Source organism: Rothia sp. HMSC072B04 (genome assembly GCF_001813725.1).
GTDB classification, from domain to species: Bacteria; Actinomycetota; Actinomycetes; order Actinomycetales; family Micrococcaceae; genus Rothia; species Rothia mucilaginosa.
In genome coordinates this window covers 130918-147487 of the sequence record NZ_KV813796.1, presented here as the reverse complement: position 1 = coordinate 147487, position 16570 = coordinate 130918, and the positions used below count along the sequence as shown (strand labels likewise).

Annotated in this window: 21 protein-coding genes; all 21 read right to left on the bottom strand. The window is 56.9% G+C overall.

Features of this window, described 5'->3' with window-relative positions; translation table 11 throughout:
* Positions 1-47: 47 nt before the first annotated feature.
* The 21 genes from map to rplB all read right to left on the bottom strand — a co-directional run bounded on the left by map (position 48) and on the right by rplB (position 16541).
* The gene (map, locus tag HMPREF2928_RS02500; protein ID WP_070629924.1) at positions 48-887 is read right to left on the bottom strand and encodes a type I methionyl aminopeptidase; all 840 of its coding nucleotides are present in this window, start codon (positions 885-887) and stop codon (positions 48-50) included.
* 120 nt (positions 888-1007) lie between these two features.
* A complete protein-coding gene (locus HMPREF2928_RS02495; RefSeq protein WP_070629925.1) occupies positions 1008-1571 on the bottom strand; it encodes an adenylate kinase in 564 nt (187 codons plus the stop codon).
* Positions 1568-2875, bottom strand: coding sequence for a preprotein translocase subunit SecY (gene secY / locus HMPREF2928_RS02490; RefSeq protein WP_005505014.1), 1308 nt, complete (start codon positions 2873-2875; stop codon positions 1568-1570). Before secY ends, HMPREF2928_RS02495 begins: the two co-directional genes overlap by 4 nt.
* Before the next feature lie 281 nt (positions 2876-3156).
* Complete coding sequence (gene rplO, locus HMPREF2928_RS02485) at positions 3157-3603, bottom strand: 50S ribosomal protein L15 (RefSeq protein WP_005505008.1); 447 nt, start codon at positions 3601-3603, stop codon at positions 3157-3159.
* A gap of 2 nt (positions 3604-3605) precedes the next feature.
* Positions 3606-3812 (bottom strand): 50S ribosomal protein L30, encoded by a 207-nt coding sequence (gene rpmD, locus HMPREF2928_RS02480; RefSeq protein ID WP_004005265.1) that lies wholly within the window; start codon positions 3810-3812, stop codon positions 3606-3608.
* Between the two features lie 2 nt (positions 3813-3814).
* The gene (rpsE, locus tag HMPREF2928_RS02475) at positions 3815-4459 is read right to left on the bottom strand and encodes a 30S ribosomal protein S5 (protein ID WP_171840195.1); all 645 of its coding nucleotides are present in this window, start codon (positions 4457-4459) and stop codon (positions 3815-3817) included.
* 29 nt (positions 4460-4488) lie between these two features.
* Positions 4489-4848 (bottom strand): 50S ribosomal protein L18, encoded by a 360-nt coding sequence (rplR, locus tag HMPREF2928_RS02470; RefSeq protein ID WP_005505006.1) that lies wholly within the window; start codon positions 4846-4848, stop codon positions 4489-4491.
* Between the two features lie 2 nt (positions 4849-4850).
* Positions 4851-5387 carry a 50S ribosomal protein L6 gene (gene rplF / locus HMPREF2928_RS02465; protein WP_070629926.1) on the bottom strand — a complete coding sequence of 179 codons (537 nt, stop codon included), beginning with the start codon at positions 5385-5387 and terminating at the stop codon, positions 4851-4853.
* A 27-nt stretch (positions 5388-5414) separates the two neighbouring features.
* Positions 5415-5813 (bottom strand): 30S ribosomal protein S8, encoded by a 399-nt coding sequence (rpsH, locus tag HMPREF2928_RS02460; RefSeq protein WP_005505003.1) that lies wholly within the window; start codon positions 5811-5813, stop codon positions 5415-5417.
* Positions 5814-5886: 73 nt separating this feature from the next.
* Positions 5887-6447, bottom strand: coding sequence for a 50S ribosomal protein L5 (rplE, locus tag HMPREF2928_RS02455; protein ID WP_005505001.1), 561 nt, complete (start codon positions 6445-6447; stop codon positions 5887-5889).
* Positions 6447-6782 (bottom strand): 50S ribosomal protein L24, encoded by a 336-nt coding sequence (gene rplX, locus HMPREF2928_RS02450; protein ID WP_005504988.1) that lies wholly within the window; start codon positions 6780-6782, stop codon positions 6447-6449. Before rplX ends, rplE begins: the two co-directional genes overlap by 1 nt.
* A 3-nt stretch (positions 6783-6785) precedes the next feature.
* A complete protein-coding gene (gene rplN / locus HMPREF2928_RS02445) occupies positions 6786-7157 on the bottom strand; it encodes a 50S ribosomal protein L14 (RefSeq protein WP_005504986.1) in 372 nt (123 codons plus the stop codon).
* 664 nt (positions 7158-7821) lie between these two features.
* Positions 7822-9012 carry a YncE family protein gene (locus HMPREF2928_RS02440; RefSeq protein ID WP_070687288.1) on the bottom strand — a complete coding sequence of 397 codons (1191 nt, stop codon included), beginning with the start codon at positions 9010-9012 and terminating at the stop codon, positions 7822-7824.
* 953 nt (positions 9013-9965) lie between these two features.
* Positions 9966-12779: an LPXTG cell wall anchor domain-containing protein gene (locus HMPREF2928_RS02435; protein WP_070687287.1), complete on the bottom strand. Its 2814-nt coding sequence runs from the start codon at positions 12777-12779 to the stop codon at positions 9966-9968.
* A 473-nt stretch (positions 12780-13252) separates the two neighbouring features.
* The gene (gene rpsQ, locus HMPREF2928_RS02430) at positions 13253-13525 is read right to left on the bottom strand and encodes a 30S ribosomal protein S17 (RefSeq protein ID WP_005508401.1); all 273 of its coding nucleotides are present in this window, start codon (positions 13523-13525) and stop codon (positions 13253-13255) included.
* Positions 13522-13761 carry a 50S ribosomal protein L29 gene (rpmC, locus tag HMPREF2928_RS02425; protein WP_005504969.1) on the bottom strand — a complete coding sequence of 80 codons (240 nt, stop codon included), beginning with the start codon at positions 13759-13761 and terminating at the stop codon, positions 13522-13524. Before rpmC ends, rpsQ begins: the two co-directional genes overlap by 4 nt.
* A gap of 5 nt (positions 13762-13766) precedes the next feature.
* Positions 13767-14186, bottom strand: a complete 420-nt coding sequence (gene rplP / locus HMPREF2928_RS02420) for a 50S ribosomal protein L16 (RefSeq protein ID WP_005504968.1) — start codon at positions 14184-14186, stop codon at positions 13767-13769.
* Complete coding sequence (gene rpsC / locus HMPREF2928_RS02415) at positions 14187-14984, bottom strand: 30S ribosomal protein S3 (RefSeq protein WP_070687286.1); 798 nt, start codon at positions 14982-14984, stop codon at positions 14187-14189. It abuts the gene before it with no gap.
* A complete protein-coding gene (rplV, locus tag HMPREF2928_RS02410) occupies positions 14985-15350 on the bottom strand; it encodes a 50S ribosomal protein L22 (protein WP_005504964.1) in 366 nt (121 codons plus the stop codon). It abuts the gene before it with no gap.
* Positions 15351-15410: 60 nt separating this feature from the next.
* Complete coding sequence (gene rpsS / locus HMPREF2928_RS02405; protein WP_004005282.1) at positions 15411-15692, bottom strand: 30S ribosomal protein S19; 282 nt, start codon at positions 15690-15692, stop codon at positions 15411-15413.
* Positions 15693-15704: 12 nt separating this feature from the next.
* Entirely contained in the window at positions 15705-16541 is an 837-nt protein-coding gene (rplB, locus tag HMPREF2928_RS02400) for a 50S ribosomal protein L2 (RefSeq protein WP_005504961.1), read from the bottom strand.
* Positions 16542-16570: the final 29 nt, after the last annotated feature.

Here is a 16570-nt window from a genome sequence, read left to right as displayed (position 1 = left end):
GGAGGTGGGGCAGCTAAAGGTGGGTTCCCCTCCCCCAGTGGTGGGACTTAGGCGGGGATCGGAACCGGGGTTACGCCGAAGCGAGCAAGTTCGCTTGCGCCGCCATCTTCTGCGGTCAGGACCCAGATGCCTTCGCTGTGCACAGCAACGGAGTGCTCCCACTGGCATGCATCGGAGCCGTCAACGGTCACAACGGTCCAGTCGTCAGAGAGTACCTTGGTCTCGATGGAACCGGTGACGAGCATCGGTTCGATAGCGAAAGCCATGCCGGGCTTGATCTTCGGGCCCATGTCACGTACTGCGTAATTCAGTACGTCCGGCGCCATGTGCATCTGGGAACCGATACCGTGGCCCACGTAGTCTTCAATGATGCCGTACTTGTCGCCGTATTCTTCGGTCACGTACGCTTCGATGGCAAGACCAATTTCGCCGACCTTCTTTGCGGTTGCCAGAGCAGCGATACCGTGCCACATTGCCTCGCGGGTGACGGCGGAGAGCTCTGCGCGGGCTTCGCTTACGTTGTCACCAACCAGCACAGTACGTGCCGAGTCACCGTGCCACTGGCGGTTGGTGGCGGGGTCGATGACGTATGCGCCACCGTCGATGGAGAGAATATCGCCGTCCTTGAGCACGTAGTCGCCGGGGATGCCGTGAACAACCTCGTGGTTGACGGAGGTGCATACGGTCGCCGGGTAGTCGTAGTAGCCGTAGAAGTTGGAGGTGCCACCCAGCTCCAGCATGGTGCGTTCAAAGGCGGCGTTCACCTCTGCGGTGGTTACGCCGGGGCGGGCTGCCGCCACTGCCGCATCGAGTGCACGGCTGGTAATGACGCCTGCACGAGCCATCTGCTGAAGCTGTGCATTGGTTTTGATTTCGACTCGTGCCATTCTGGCTCCTTAGGTATGTGGGGCGGTATGCCCAAGCTTAGAACTCTACAGACAGCACTGTACCCCCGCAAGTCTTTGTGATGCATCATGCATCCCAAATTGCGGGGGTACAGCAGAAGATTACTTCAGAGCGTCGAGGATGCGCTCGGTGACTTCAGCAATCTCGCCGAGGCCGTTAACTTCCTTGACGATGCCGCGTTCGCGGTAGATTGCAATCAGCGGTGCGGTCTCTTCTTCGTAGACCTTTAGGCGGTGACGGATGACCTCTTCGTTGTCATCGGTGCGACCCTGCTCTGCTGCGCGGTTGAGCAGACGCTCGACGAGTTCGTCGTTGTCTGCAACCAGCAGGAGAACGCGGTCAATCTTCTCGCCCTTGGCGTCGAGGATGGAATCCAGCTCGTGCACCTGGGAGGTGTTGCGGGGGTAGCCGTCGAGCAGGAAGCCGTTGACGACGTCGCCCTCCTCCAGGCGTGCGCGCACCATGTTGTTGGTGACGGAGTCGGGAACCAGGTTGCCGGAGTCGATGTACGACTTCGCTTCCTTGCCCAGCTCGGTCTCTTCCTTGATGTTCTTGCGGAAGATATCACCGGTGGAAATCGCGGGAATCTTCAGTGCTTCAGCGATCTTGACGGCCTGGGTGCCCTTACCTGCACCGGGAGGGCCGACGATGAGCAGACGGTTCATCGGAGCAGTCCTTCGTAGTTTCGTTGTTGGAGCTGAGCGTTGATCTGCTTGAGAGTATCAAGACCAACACCCACCACGATCAGCAGCGAGGCGCCGCCGAACGGGAAATTCTGGTTTGCGTTGAATAGGATAAGCGCTACCAGGGGAATCATGGAAATTACACCCAGGTAAAGTGCGCCAGGCAACGTAATTCGGTTGAGTACGTAGCTGAGGTAACGCTCGGTGGGCTTACCGGCACGGATACCGGGGATGAAGCCACCGTACTTCTTCATATTGTCCGCTACTTCTACCGGGTCGAAGGTGACCGCCACGTAGAAGTACGCGAAGCCAATAATCATGAAGAAGTAGAGAGCAATGTACAGCGGGTGATCGCCGCGCACCAGGTATGCGTTAATCCAGTTAACCCAGTCCGGCGGAGTGGAGCCGTCGGTGGGGGTGTTGAACTGGGCGATCAGACCGGGCAGGGTCAGCAGGGAGGAGGCGAAGATCAGGGGGATCACGCCTGCCATGTTGACCTTCAACGGAATGTAGGTACTGGTGCCACCAATGGTGCGTCGACCAATCATGCGCTTTGCGTACTGCACGGGGATACGGCGAACAGACTGCTCCACGTAGACCACAGCGAGCATGACCAGCAGGCCGATGCCGCAGACAGCTGCGAAGATACCCCAACCGTGGGTGCGCTGGATGGAACCCAGAGCGCTCGGGAAGGAAGAAGCGATGGAGGTGAAGATCAGCAGGGACATGCCATTGCCGACGCCACGCTCGGTAATCTGCTCACCCATCCACATGATGACGGTGGTACCCGCACACAGGGTGACGATAATCAGCAGGATGTGCAGTACGTCGTCCTGGGGGATGATGCCGGGGCAGTTGCCCAGCAGAACGCCGGAGCGCGCCATCGAGACGATGGTGGTTGCGTTCAGCAGAGCAAGAGCGATGGTCAGGTAGCGGGTGTACTGGGTGAGCTTTGCCTGACCCTGCGCGCCTTCATCGTGCAACTCCTGGAATCGCGGGATGACCACGCGCAGCAGCTGGATGATAATGGACGCGGTAATGTACGGCATCACGCCGAGGGCAAAGATCGAAAGCTGCAGCAGTGCGCCACCACTGAAGAGGTTGACGATATCGTAGACGCCACCGCTCGTAACATTGGCGTTCAGACACTGCTGTACATTTCCGTAGGAAACGCCTGGCGCGGGGATGAAAGTGCCCACGCGGTACAGCACAATCATTGCCAGGGTAAACAGCAGCTTACGCCGCAAATCGGCGGTCTTAACGACTCGCCCGAATGCGCTCAGCACATGTCCTCCTGTAAGTCTATGGGGCGCCCATCCCTCTCAAGGAGTTTTAGGGCGCAGTAAACACATCTTCCAGTCTATCGTGTTTGGAGCGGGTAACGATAACTCCCTAGCAGATTATGTAGCTTTTATATTCTCTTAGCGTGATTTTTGAACACTAAATGTGGCGTGCACCAAGCGTTCAAATATACGAATACAGGAATATACCCTTGTTATGAATCTTTCCGAGCAGCAAAAAGCCCCCGCCGTATAGTGTACGGACGGGGGCTTTCTCGTCTTGAAGACTACTTAACGGTTACAGAACCGCCAGCGGCCTCGATCTTCTCGATAGCGGAAGCCGATGCCTTGTCGACAACAACGTTCACCTTGACGGAGATTTCGCCGTTGCCCAGAACCTTCACGAGCTCGTTCTTACGAACGGCACCCTTAGCAACCAGTGCCTCGACGGTGACGTCGCCACCGTTGGGGAACAGTTCCTGGATGCGGTCCAGGTTAACAACCTGGTACTCGGTGCGGAAGGGGTTCTTGAAGCCGCGCAGCTTCGGCAGGCGCATGTGCAGCGGCAGCTGGCCGCCTTCGAAGCCTGCACGAACCTGGTAACGTGCCTTGGTACCCTTGGTACCGCGACCTGCGGTCTTACCCTTGGAGCCTTCACCGCGGCCAACGCGGGTCTTTGCCTTGTGGGCACCCGGTGCCGGGCGCAGATCGTGAATCTTGATAGCTTCTGCCATCTTTACTTGACCTCCTCAACCTTCACCAGGTGAGCAACGGTGTTAACCATGCCAACGGTGACGGGGTCAGCAGTGCGGACTACCTTGTTGCCGGGGCGCTTGAGGCCCAGGGAACGCAGGGTGTCGCGCATGTTCTGCTTCTGACCAACATAGGACTTGACCTGGGTGATTTCCAGCTTTGCGTCGCTGGGCTGAATACGCTTGGCCATTACTACGCACCTGCCTTTTCAGACTTGGTGTTGCGCAGGTAGCTGGGGATAACCTCATCGGTGGGCAGGCCGCGGCGGGCTGCCACTGCCAGGGGCTCCTCAAGCTCCTTGAGTGCTGCAACAGTTGCGTGAACGATGTTGATCTGGTTCGAGGAACCGAGCGACTTGGACAGCACATCGTGAATGCCTGCGCACTCGAGTACTGCACGCACGGGGCCACCTGCGATAACACCGGTACCAGCGGTTGCCGGACGGAGCATCACAACGCCTGCAGCTGCTTCACCCTGCACGCGGTGCGGGATGGTGCGGCCTTCGATGCGGGGAACGCGGAAGAAATTCTTCTTTGCTTCCTCGACACCCTTGGAGATTGCTGCGGGAACTTCCTTAGCCTTACCGTAGCCAACGCCGACCAGGCCGTTACCGTCACCAACGACGACCAGTGCGGTGAAGCTGAAGCGACGACCACCCTTGACGACCTTGGAAACGCGGTTGATGGTCACAACGCGCTCGATGTACTTGTCCTTCTCCTCCTCGCGAGCGCGGTTGTTACGGCGCTCACCACGGCCACGACGCTCGCCGCGGTTGTTGCGGCGCTCCTCGCGCTGGTTGGAGGTCTCAGCGGTTTCAGCTACTACTGCTTCGCTCACCTGAGTTTCCTTTACGTTCTGCTCGCTCATTAGAGTGCAAGACCTCCCTCGCGTGCACCGTCAGCAACGGCTGCAACACGGCCGTGGTACTTGTTACCACCGCGGTCGAACACGACTGCCTCAACACCAGCTGCCTTGGCGCGCTCTGCAACGAGCTCACCAACGCGCTTTGCCTTAGCGGTCTTGTCCAGGTCAGCTGCACGCAGCTCTGCTTCCATGGTGGAAGCGGATGCCAGGGTTACGCCCTTGACATCGTCGATAACCTGAACGAACATGTGACGGGTCGAACGGGTGACGCACAGGCGCGGACGCGCAGCGGTACCCGAAACGTACTTGCGGATGCGAGCGTGACGACGTGCACGCTGCGCTGCCTTCGACTTGATAGCCATGTTTACTTACCAGCCTTTCCGACCTTGCGGCGGATGTGCTCACCTGCGTAGCGAACACCCTTACCCTTGTAGGGATCGGGCTTACGCAGACCACGAATGTTTGCTGCAACCTGACCAACGAGCTGCTTGTCGATACCCGACACGGTCAGCTTGTTAGCACCCTCCACTGCGAAGGTAATACCCTCGGGAGCGGTGATGTTGATCGGGTGGGAGTAGCCCAGAGCGAACTCCAGGTCGTTACCCTTCGGGGTCACACGGTAACCGGTACCAACGATTTCCAGCTTCTTCTCGTAGCCGGAGGTAACGCCGATAATCAGGTTCTGAATCAGGGTACGAGTCAGACCGTGCAGCGAGCGAGACAGGCGCTCGTCGTTCGGACGAGATACAACGATCTCGTTTTCGTTCAGAGCCACGGTGATGGGGGAAGCTACCTTGTGGGAGAGCTCGCCCTTCGCGCCCTTAACGGTGACCAGGTTGCCATCGACCTTAACCTCAACGCCGGCGGGAACCGAGATGGGGAGACGTCCAATACGTGACATTATTCTCTTCCTTTCTCTTCTAACCGACTACCAGATGTAAGCGATGACTTCGCCGCCCACGCCCTTCTTCGCTGCCTGCTTGTCAGTGAGCAGACCCGAAGAGGTAGACAGGATTGCGATGCCGAGGCCGCCCAGAACCTGGGGCAGGTTGGTGGACTTTGCGTAGGTACGCAGGCCCGGCTTGGAAATACGACGCACGCCAGCGATGGAACGCTCGCGGGACGGACCGTACTTGAGGACGAGGGTCAGGGTCTTGCCGACCTTTGCATCCTCAACCTTCACGTCGGCGATGTAGCCCTCAGCCTTCAGGATCTCTGCAATGCGAGCCTTCAGCTTGGAGTAGGGCATGGATACGGTGTCGTGGTATGCGGAGTTTGCGTTACGCAAACGGGTCAGCATATCTGCGACCGGATCAGTCATAGTCATTGTGGGCTTTAGCCCTTCCTCGTTGTGGTTTCCCTACCCCGCGGTAACGGGGTCTGGACCTACAACGTAGTCGTTAGTTGGTCTTGAACGGGAAGCCCAGTGCCTTCAGGATTGCACGGCCTTCTTCGTCGGTCTTCGCGGAGGTCACCACGGTGATGTCCATACCACGCACGCGGTCGATCGAGTCCTGATCGATTTCGTGGAACATGGACTGCTCGGTCAGACCGAAGGTGTAGTTACCATTACCGTCGAACTGGCGGTCCGAGAGGCCGCGGAAGTCGCGGATTCGGGGCAGTGCCAGGGTGACGAGGCGGTCCAGGAATTCCCACATGCGGTCGCCACGCAGGGTGACGTGTGCACCAATGGGCATACCTTCGCGCAGCTTGAACTGTGCGATGGACTTCTTAGCGCGGGTAACAATCGGCTTCTGACCGGTGATTGCGGTGAGATCGCGGATTGCGCCGTCCATGAGCTTTGCGTCGCGAGCTGCCTCGCCGACACCCATGTTTACGACGACCTTAACGATCTTCGGGGTCTGCATGACGTTCTCGTACTTGAACTCTTCCTGCAGAGCGGGAACGACGACCTCAGCGTACTTGGTCTTGAAGCGGGGGGTGATCTTGGTTTCGGTCATTAGATGTCCTTACCCGAACGCTTAGCAACGCGCACGCGAACGGTGCGCTCCTTGCCATCACGCTCTACAGTCTCGAGGCGGAAACCAACACGGGTCGGCTTCTTGGTCTCGGGGTCAACAATCGCAACGTTAGAAACGTGGATCGGTGCCTCAACCTTCTGAATGCCGCCTGCTGCGCCGGTCAGGGGGTTAGCCTTGGTGTGCTTGGTGACGACCTTAACGCCCTCAACAATCACGCGGTTTTCCTTGGGGAGAACCTTCAGAACCTTGCCCTGCTTGCCCTTATCTGCACCGGAAATAACCTGAACCAGGTCGCCGGACTTGATCTTAGCCATGAATTAGAGCACCTCCGGAGCCAGCGAAACGATCTTCATGAACTTCTTGTCGCGAAGTTCACGACCCACGGGGCCGAAGATACGGGTACCACGGGGATCACCATCAGTGTTCTTCAGGATCACTGCGGAGTTCTCGTCGAACTTGATGTAGGAGCCGTCGGGACGACGGGTTTCCTTCTTGGTGCGGACGACGACTGCCTTGACAACGTCACCCTTCTTTACGGTACCGCCGGGGATTGCATCCTTGACGGTTGCGACAATGATGTCGCCAATGCCTGCGTAGCGACGCGAGGAACCACCGAGAACACGGATGGTCAGGATTTCCTTCGCACCAGTGTTGTCGGCGACCTTCAGTCGCGACTCCTGCTGAATCATATTTCTCCTGTCGTCTCGCCGGTTCCGACTCGCTTTAGGCGCGAGCCAGCCTTGCGGAACATTTTTACGGGATTGGTTGACGCCCCGGGCCCCATCTCTGTGGAAGGGGTTAGCGGAAACGCCTGGGGCAAACCCATGCCAGAAGCATTTGGACCCGCGTGAAGCGGGCGTATCCACCCGTAAGTAGCGGCATTATGCACTGGCACGAGAAGCCCGTGGTTGTGCGGCTATTTGGATACAGCCACACAGTCTTAACACTATACAGGAAGCAGGCATCTAGTGCAAGGGCTTGTTAACTATGATTTCGGTCTCCACTACCCTATTCACCAAGACAATGCATGTATCGGAGACCAAAAACCTCATACCCCACATCAATACCGAGCGAGAAGGCGGCTTATTTGACACTTAAAGCAGGAGGCCCCTTCGTGTAGTTCCTGACGCATAAGAAACTGAAGGGGCCTCGAGAAATCTACCAAACAATGTGTCAAACAAGGATGGTAGATATTTATATTTTACTACGTTTTAATATGCCCCCACGACAGACTTGCCGCGGCCTAGCGATAGGATTACCCCAGTCCTACTCCCCCACCCCACTAGTGCACACACAGGGGGTAGAGAGCGACAGTGACTATTTTGGGTATACCAACTGCTCTTCACTCTGCAGCTATGACATATATACTTTCGCGATACCATCACGAACGATAGCGCGAGGAGTTTCTCCGGGGCGAGACTCTTCCGCCGCCTCATAGTATTCACCGGAGTGCGCATCCAGCACGTAGGAAACCTCAGCTGCAGGGTAATCCCCCGCCTTGTCGATAGCAATGACGCTCCCGTCCTTCAGCAGGACCTGGTGATTAATACGGGTTGGGGCTACCTGCAGAGTCTCAACAATGGTTCGATTGAGCGTGTTAACGACGGTAACAGTTCCGCCGCCAGCAGCGGCTGAGTCTCCCTTGCCCCCAAAATCGGCAACATAGAGCAGCTGGCGTTCTGCATCGAGCAAGATATCGGTGGGCATTTTGCCGAATGGAAGATAAGCGAGGTGTTCGCCCTCAAAACTCAGAACATATAGACCGCCGTTTTTACCCTCGCGCCCCTGTGCAGAGACATACAGTTCGCCGCGCGTTGAATCAATCTCCACACCGTGAACACCGATTGGAGCATTGGCGTCTTCCCCGCCAGTTACGGGTAGCCTACGTACGAGCCCCCAGGTGTTCATGTCCACAACCCAGATTTCATCTCGCATAATATTCGGGATGTACAGGCGGCTACGAGCTTCATCAGCTACGGGTCCTAGTAGCATAGCGGGACCGTCCCCTTGAAGAGAGCTAACCGCGCGTTCTCCTTCTGCGTTAGGTGCAGCGATTACCTGGTAACCACCCATTCCGGTCACGAGTACGGAACCGCTGGGTGCAACGTATAGCTCACGCGGAATTAGCATCTCCACTCCTAGAGCGAGAGAATCCCATACGAGCGCTAGGTCTTTTTGGGAGTATGCGGATACCGAGTTTGTGCGGGTTCCTCCGGTCCAGAGAAGCTCCCGCTCGTTGTCTGCTGCTAGACCGTAGGCAGCCTGGATTTGGAAGAGGTTCTCTAACCCGGGGTTATTTTCCGGGATAGCAGGCAGAACAGCCGTCTTCTCAATCTGCAGGGTATCTGCGTTTATGCGTGCGATTGTTGCGCAGAGAGTACCGTGGGTCTTCGTGTGATTAAAGCTTCCGCTTACGAAAAGAACGTTCTCTTCGGGGTTGTATGCCACTTGATACTGCCCAGCGAGCCCCGCAGAACGATCCACAGAAAAATGGTTGGCGCCCAGGGTGCTCTTCTGTTCTTCTCCTGAGGCTGAGGGAACCATAGATATCTCCAGAGTTGTGTAGGTTGGAGGCTAGCTCACCTCATATTTTGCGGGCTTAGCATCCGGAGCTTTCTGTTATATATCTTACGCTTCACCCTCCACTTTGAGGCTTTTCTGGCGTAGTCCATGCGCTGCGCCGTTCGTGGCCAAGATACCCCATATCGGCAATACTCATTGCTCTCCCCCGGGATCTGAGTGAGGTGGATTTACTCAACGAAAACTTTGCAGTCTGCATATAATCAGCACAAAAGACATCTATCTAGAGATATTGACAGATTATAGAGTTTATAAGCTTATCCTGAGGCGTCTAGAGCCATGGATTTCGTAATATTTCGTCACTTCTGAGCCCCTCAAAGCAGCGTTCCGAAAAAATCTGCTTAAAAATTTAGAAATTAAGGGTTGTTTTTTCAAAAATCAAGTTTTTTGGTAATAAACACGCTTCAAGGTGCGAAAATCAGCGAGATGTACCATAATAGAAGAGACGCATGCGTCAAATAAGAGGTTCGGTCCTTATCGGACAGATTTCTTGGGTCCCTTTTTCCTCGCTAATCCGTTTGTCTAGGGACCGAACCTCGCTTTGACACTAAACCCGCACTTCGGTGCGGGTTTTCTTTATATCTGAGGCGCTAGAACCCTACATTTCATTCTTTGGGGCTGTTAACTCGTCAAATATGGGCGAGCGAGTGCAGAGGGGGCGCTTCCCCTTTTCTCTCATTCATTCCCTTCCCCATCCCAGCTACTACTTCTAACCCTGGTCTAGACCTTCCGCCTATATAACAGGCATATATGCAAACTGAAAGGGGCGGTACCCATCGCTTCGATGGGTACCGCCCCTTTCAGTTTGTATCGGCAGTTTCAGAGAGTCAATCGGGTTCTTGAATATCTAGTAGATCCCGCTCTGCCTCTTTAGCTACTACCGAGCGGTAGTATCGTGGGCTGCCGTGGGGTACGGACTATGCCTTGCGGCGACGTGCTACCAGCACAGTTGCGCCAACAACCAGTGCAAGAACACCAATTCCGGCTGCAATGACGACGCCCGAAGCACCGGTGTTAGCCAGTGAAGACTTCGAGGAGTTCGAAGAGGTCGAGCCATTGCTGGAAGAGGTGACGTTCTGCGACGAAGATCCGGAGGTCTTCGGGGCGGTGTTGTCCTTCTTCTGGGTCTCGGAATTCATAGAGTCCACGGGAGCCTTGGACTGATCCTTAGCAGGCTGGTCCTTTGCCTGTTCCTTAGAATCTGCAGGTGCAGACGGAGCAGCAGAGGGGTTAGTTACAGGTGCGTTAGCCGACTCGGATGCCTTCGGTTCAGAGACCTTCGGCGCAGGTACATGGTTCTCAGTGCTGAAGGTGTACTCTACGGCGACGCCACCACGCGCGTTATCGTTCTCTGCCAGAGAACCGGAGAGCAGGTAGATAGCAACGCTATCGCCGGTCTTCAGTTCTTCAGTCAGGTTAGAGTTTGCGACGGTGGGGCGGTCGATAGTTGCGGTGAAGTTACCGTTTTCGTCCGCCTTGATGTAAGCCCAGACGCCTGCACTGTTGCCTTCAACGCCTTCGAGCTTAGGCTCTTCCTTCGCAGAAATAGCGCCCTTGTTCAGCTTGACGGCGATAATGGAGCCCTTGCCATCCCGAGTCTTGAAGCCTTCACCACGGAAGGTCAGCTTCTGGCCGTCCCAGGTCTTGGGGAAGTAAACCTTAGCGCCGTCCTTGTACTCGTGTACAACTTCATTGGACTCTGCACTTTCGGAGGGTGCCGGGGTGCTGGGCTCGGGCTTTGCGGACTCGCTCGGAGCGGGAGTGGTCGGCTCAGGCTTAGCAGACTCGCTCGGAGCCGGGGTGGTCGGCTCAGGCTTAGCAGACTCACTCGGAGCCGGGGTGGTCGGCTCAGGCTTAGCAGACTCACTCGGAGCCGGGGTGGGCTCGTTGCTATCAGGCAGGCTCAGCTTAGTGCCGGCGGGGTAAGTGGTAATCACGCCAGAGGGAGCAGCAGCGACCTGGGTAGTTTCTGCCGGCGCGCAGGTCGTAGCGGTGTCTGCCTTCTTCTCTGCAACAGTTGCGGAGAGCGCTTCACCACCACGTGCGGTATCGCCTTCAACCATGGAGCCGGAGAGCAGGAAGACAGATACCTTATCGCCGCTCTTCAGGTTTTCCTTCAGGTTGGAGTTTTCAGTGGTCGGGTACGGCAGCTCAGCGGTGAAGTTACCATTCTCATCTGCCTGGATGTACGCCCAGACGCCGGCGCTGTTGCCCTCAGCACCGTTGAGCTTCGGCTCTTCCTTCGCGGAGATGCGGCCCTTGTTCAGCTTGACTGCGAGTACGGAGCCCTTTGAACCGTCCTGAGTCTTGAAACCTTCGCCACGCAGCTTCAGGGTTTCACCGGTGGTCCAGTCCTTCACGGCGTAGAGCTTAGCGCCGTCGGCGTAGGTCTTCACCAGTTCTTCAGAAGAAGTCTGTGCAGCAGGCTTCGCGGTGGTTTCAACGGTGGTGTTGATCTTCACCATGACGCCGGGAGTAATCGGGGAGTCTGCGTTGTCCTTGCCCTTGGGCTCGGTGCTAGAGGTGCGGTATTCGCCGGTGGTCTTATCGATGGTGTAGTCGGTTTCGATAGCGGAAGCGCCTTCGATGCTGCGTGCTACAGCGTATACACTGCCGTCTGCAGTGACCAGAACATCATTTGCGCCGCTGGTCGCACCGGTAGACACCTGAGAAATAACGGTGCCGGTTCGTGCATCAACAACACCGACGTTGCCGGTGCCGTAATCGGTCACGTACAGCAGGTCACGGGCTTCGTCGGAGGCGAGGGCGAGGGCCTGGTTGCCGAAAGGAATGGTCTTCTTGTAGGCACCAGTTTCCAGGTCGTAGACAGTGATAGCGGAGTTAGCGCCCTTACGGTCACCCTGGGAGCTGACGTAGATTTCCTTCAGGGACTTGTCGATAGTGACGTCCGAGGGGTTCAGAGCAGCTTCAGCATTTTCCTTGTGCAGCTGAATGGTCTTCTCAACCTCGTAGCTCTTGGTGTCGATTACCTTCACGGTGCCGGCGCTCAAGGAGGGCACGTAGAGCTTGCCATCAGCGGAGTCCACGTGCATGTTCATTGCGATGTCAGATTCGCCCTTGGCGTCGGTGAATTCAATCTTCTTGACCAGGGCGTGCCGAGTGGTGTCGAAGACACTAATGCCGCCGGAGCCAGATACAAAGACCTTGCCGCTGGAGGGGTCGATGCGTACCTCACGAGGGTGGTTGACGTCGCCTTCTGCGCTGCTCCAGATAATCTTGTTGGTCGCGGGATCGAAGACAGATATCTTGTTGACGCGGGTCTGGGTCACCCATACGTATCCGGTTGCTTCGTCGTAGGCGATACCGTAGGGAGATTCGATCTGCTTACCGGTCGGTGCGGTAGCACCACGTGCGGTGAAGTCGGTGGTCGGGAACTGGTAGACAGTGGCAAGGCTCGGGGTGGATGCAACGTTCCAGGTGCCGACGCCACCGGTCAGTACCGGCGGGCGGCCTGAGGAGAAGGAAGTGTAGAGGGAGGAGGTTGCTGCCGAGTACGCAAGCTGGTACTGGCCGGGCAGGCCCTGGTACTGGGTAGCGCTCACTACAATGTGGCGGCATTCCTCAGTGGAGTTCTGGGAGTTCCCGCCGGGAACGGATGCGGAGATGTTTGCCGCAAAGGTAGCGGGAACGGCTGCGAAAGAGCCTGCAACAACGGAAAGTGCGCCAGCAATGGCGAGCAGCTTACGTGAGGGCTTGGGTGAAGAAGTCATGATGATCCTCAATGATGTGTAGTGGTACTTCTCCAAAGGTCGTGCAACCTCCGGAAGGTGCAAAGCCACTCGACTGATTATTAGGCAAGGTTATGCTAAGCAACTATAAAGTTGATAATAAGTCCCTAATCAGGTTGTTTTCAAGTGCTGCTCATCGGATTCCGCAGTCCCCAGGCGCCTTACTCACGTATTACTTTTCATTTTTTCGCCCTAATTCCGCCTCCACATGCGCTTTCTTCTCTAGTAGCATCTACTCGTGGATTGCGCCATCAACGCGAGAGAAAAATATTGTTTTCTCGTATGACATATCAAGACATTTATGACAGATATTGTCTTAGCATCTGTTATTAGCCCATGTCATAGGGCGCCCGCCCTAGTTTTCCCTAACAAAGGTTAAAACATAAAGAACCCCTCTCCCACCGAAGTAGGAGAGGGGTTCTTTTACTGCTCTAGCAGAGAGTCATGAAAAGGGCTTACTTAGCCTTCTCGATGATCTCCACGATACGCCAGCGCTTGGAAGCGGACAGCGGACGGGTCTCTGCAATCAGAACGAGGTCACCGATGCCAGCAGCGTTCTGCTCATCGTGTGCCTTGATCTTGGAGCTACGGCGAACGACCTTGCCGTACAGTGCGTGCTTCACGTGGTCCTCGACCTCGACGACAACGGTCTTGTCCATCTTGTCGGAGACAACGTAGCCGCGGCGGGTCTTGCGGTAGCCGCGCTCTTCGTTCTTTACTTCACTCACTTGGACTCACCTTCAGTTGCGGGACGAATACCGAGCTCGCGCTCACGCAGCACGGTGTAGATACGTGCGATGTCGCGCTTGATAGTGCGGCGACGACCTGCGTTAGCCTGACCGGTGACTTCCTGGAAGCGGATGTTGAAGAGTTCCTTCTTCGCTTCGCTCAGCTTTGCAGCCAGCTCTTCGTTGGAGAGCTCTGCGAGCTTATCGATGCTCAGGTCCTTGGATCCTACTGCCATCTCGCTTATTCACCACCTTCGCGGCGACGCACAACACGTGCCTTCATCGGGAGCTTGTGGATTGCCAGGCGCATTGCCTCGCGAGCCACTTCTTCGGACACACCGGAGAGTTCAAACATGACTCGACCCGGCTTGACATTTGCGACCCACCACTCGGGCGAACCCTTACCGGAACCCATACGGGTTTCAGCGGGCTTCTTGGTCAGCGGACGGTCGGGATAAATGTTGATCCAGACCTTACCGCCACGCTTGATGTGACGGGTCATTGCGATACGTGCAGCCTCAATCTGGCGGTTGGTCACGTATGCGGGCGACAGGGCCTGAATGCCCCACTCACCGAAGCTAACCTCGGTGCCGCCCTTTGCGAGACCACTACGCTTGGGGTGGTGCTGCTTGCGGTACTTTACTCGACGGGGAATAAGCATTTATGCCTCACCGTTCTCTGCAGTCTTGGCCTCGACCTTTGCCGAAGCGTTCTCGTTGCGGCGCTCGCGACGAGGACCACGGTTGCCCTGGCGGCGGCGGTCACCATCGCGGCGGTTGCCACGGCGGTTGTTTGCTGCCTGCTGAGCTGCCAGCTCCTTGTCGGTCAGGTCGCCCTTGTAGATCCAGACCTTCACGCCGATGCGACCGAAGGTGGTCTTAGCCTCGAAGAAGCCGTAGTCGATGTTCGCACGCAGGGTGTGCAGGGGCACACGGCCTTCGCGGTAGAACTCGGAACGGGACATTTCAGCGCCACCCAGACGGCCGGAGCACTGGATACGGATACCCTTTGCGCCTGCACGCTGCGCGGACTGGATTGCCTTCTTCATTGCACGGCGGAATGCAACACGCGATGCGAGCTGCTCTGCGATGCTCTGTGCAACCAGCTGAGCGGAGAGGTCGGGGTTAGCAACCTCGAGGATGTTCAGCTGAATCTGCTTGTTGGTGAGCTTCTCGAGCTCGCAGCGGATGCGGTCTGCTTCTGCGCCACGGCGGCCAATCACGATACCGGGACGAGCGGTGTGGATGTCCACACGCACGCGGTCACGGGTACGCTCGATCTCGACCTTTGCAACGCCTGCGCGATCCAGGTTCTTTGCCAGCAGCTCGCGGATCTTTACGTCCTCGCGGACGAAGTCAGCGTAACGCTCGCCGGGCTTGTTGGAATCAGCGAACCACTTGGAGACGTGGTCAGTGGTGATGCCCAGTCGGAAACCGTTCGGGTGAATTTTCTGACCCATTTAGCGGTCCTCCTCCTTCTCCGGGGTAGCAACTACCACGGTGATGTGGCTGGTGCGCTTGTTGATTCGGTATGCGCGACCCTGAGCGCGGGGCTGAATGCGCTTCATGGTCGGGCCCTCGTTCACGAATGCTTCGCTAATGAACAGCTCTTCCTCGCGGAAGGGCAGACCCTGCTGGGTCGCCTTCTGACGAGCGTTAGCTACTGCCGAAGCAACGATCTTGTATACCGGTTCCGAAGCTGCCTGGGGGGCGAACTTCAGAATCGCCAGAGCCTCTTCCGCCTGCTTACCACGGATCAGGTTGACGACACGGCGGGCCTTCATAGGCGTAACGCGAACGAAACGCGCTGATGCCTTGGCTTCCATTGCCTATCTCTCTTTCGTCTATTGCCGAAAGGGAAACGTTAGCTTATCGGTGTGAACCGATTAGCGACGCTTGCCCTTACGGTCGTCCTTCACGTGGCTGCGGAAAGTGCGGGTCGGAGCAAACTCACCGAGCTTGTGACCAACCATCGACTCGGTGATGAACACCGGCACGTGCTTGCGACCGTCGTACACTGCGATGGTGTGACCGAGCATGTCGGGGATAATCATCGAGCGACGCGACCAAGTCTTGATTACGTTCTTGGTGCCCTTCTCGTTCTGAGCTGCAACCTTCAGGTAGAGGTGCTGATCAACGAAAGGGCCCTTCTTCAAACTACGAGGCATGTTTCAGGCTCCTTAGCGCTTCTTGCCAGTACGACGGCGACGAACGATGAGCTTGTCGCTTTCCTTGTTGGGACGACGGGTACGACCCTCGGGCTTACCGTTGGGGTTAACCGGGTGACGACCACCGGAGGTCTTACCTTCACCACCACCGTGCGGGTGGTCAACCGGGTTCATGACCACACCACGGACGGTCGGGCGGATGCCCTTCCAGCGGTTACGGCCTGCCTTACCCCAGTTGATGTTGGACTGCTCAGCGTTGCCAACTTCACCAACGGTTGCGCGGCAACGAACATCCACGTTGCGGATTTCGCCGGAGGGCAGACGGAGCTGACCGTACTTGCCTTCCTTCGCAACCAGCTGTACAGAAGCACCTGCGGAGCGAGCCAGCTTTGCGCCGCCACCGGGACGGAGCTCAACACAGTGAATCACGGTACCAACGGGGATGTTGCGCAGGGGCAGGTTGTTACCGGGCTTGATGTCAGCTGCGGGGCCGGACTCGACGATGTCGCCCTGAGCGAGCTTGTTCGGAGCGATGATGTAGCGCTTGGAACCATCGAAGTAGTGCAGCAGTGCGATGCGAGCGGTACGGTTGGGATCGTACTCGATGTGTGCAACGCGTGCGTTCACGCCGTCCTTGTCGTGACGACGGAAGTCGATCAGACGGTACTGGCGCTTGTGGCCGCCACCCTTGTGACGGGTGGTGATGCGGCCGGTGTTGTTACGGCCGCCGGTCTTGTGAAGCGGACGAAGCAGGGACTTTTCCGGGGTGGAGCGGGTGATCTCGGAGAAATCAGCAACGCTCGAACCGCGGCGACCCGGGGTCGTCGGCTTGTACTTACGAATACCCATTTAGATATTTCTTCCTTCGTTAAAGTGGT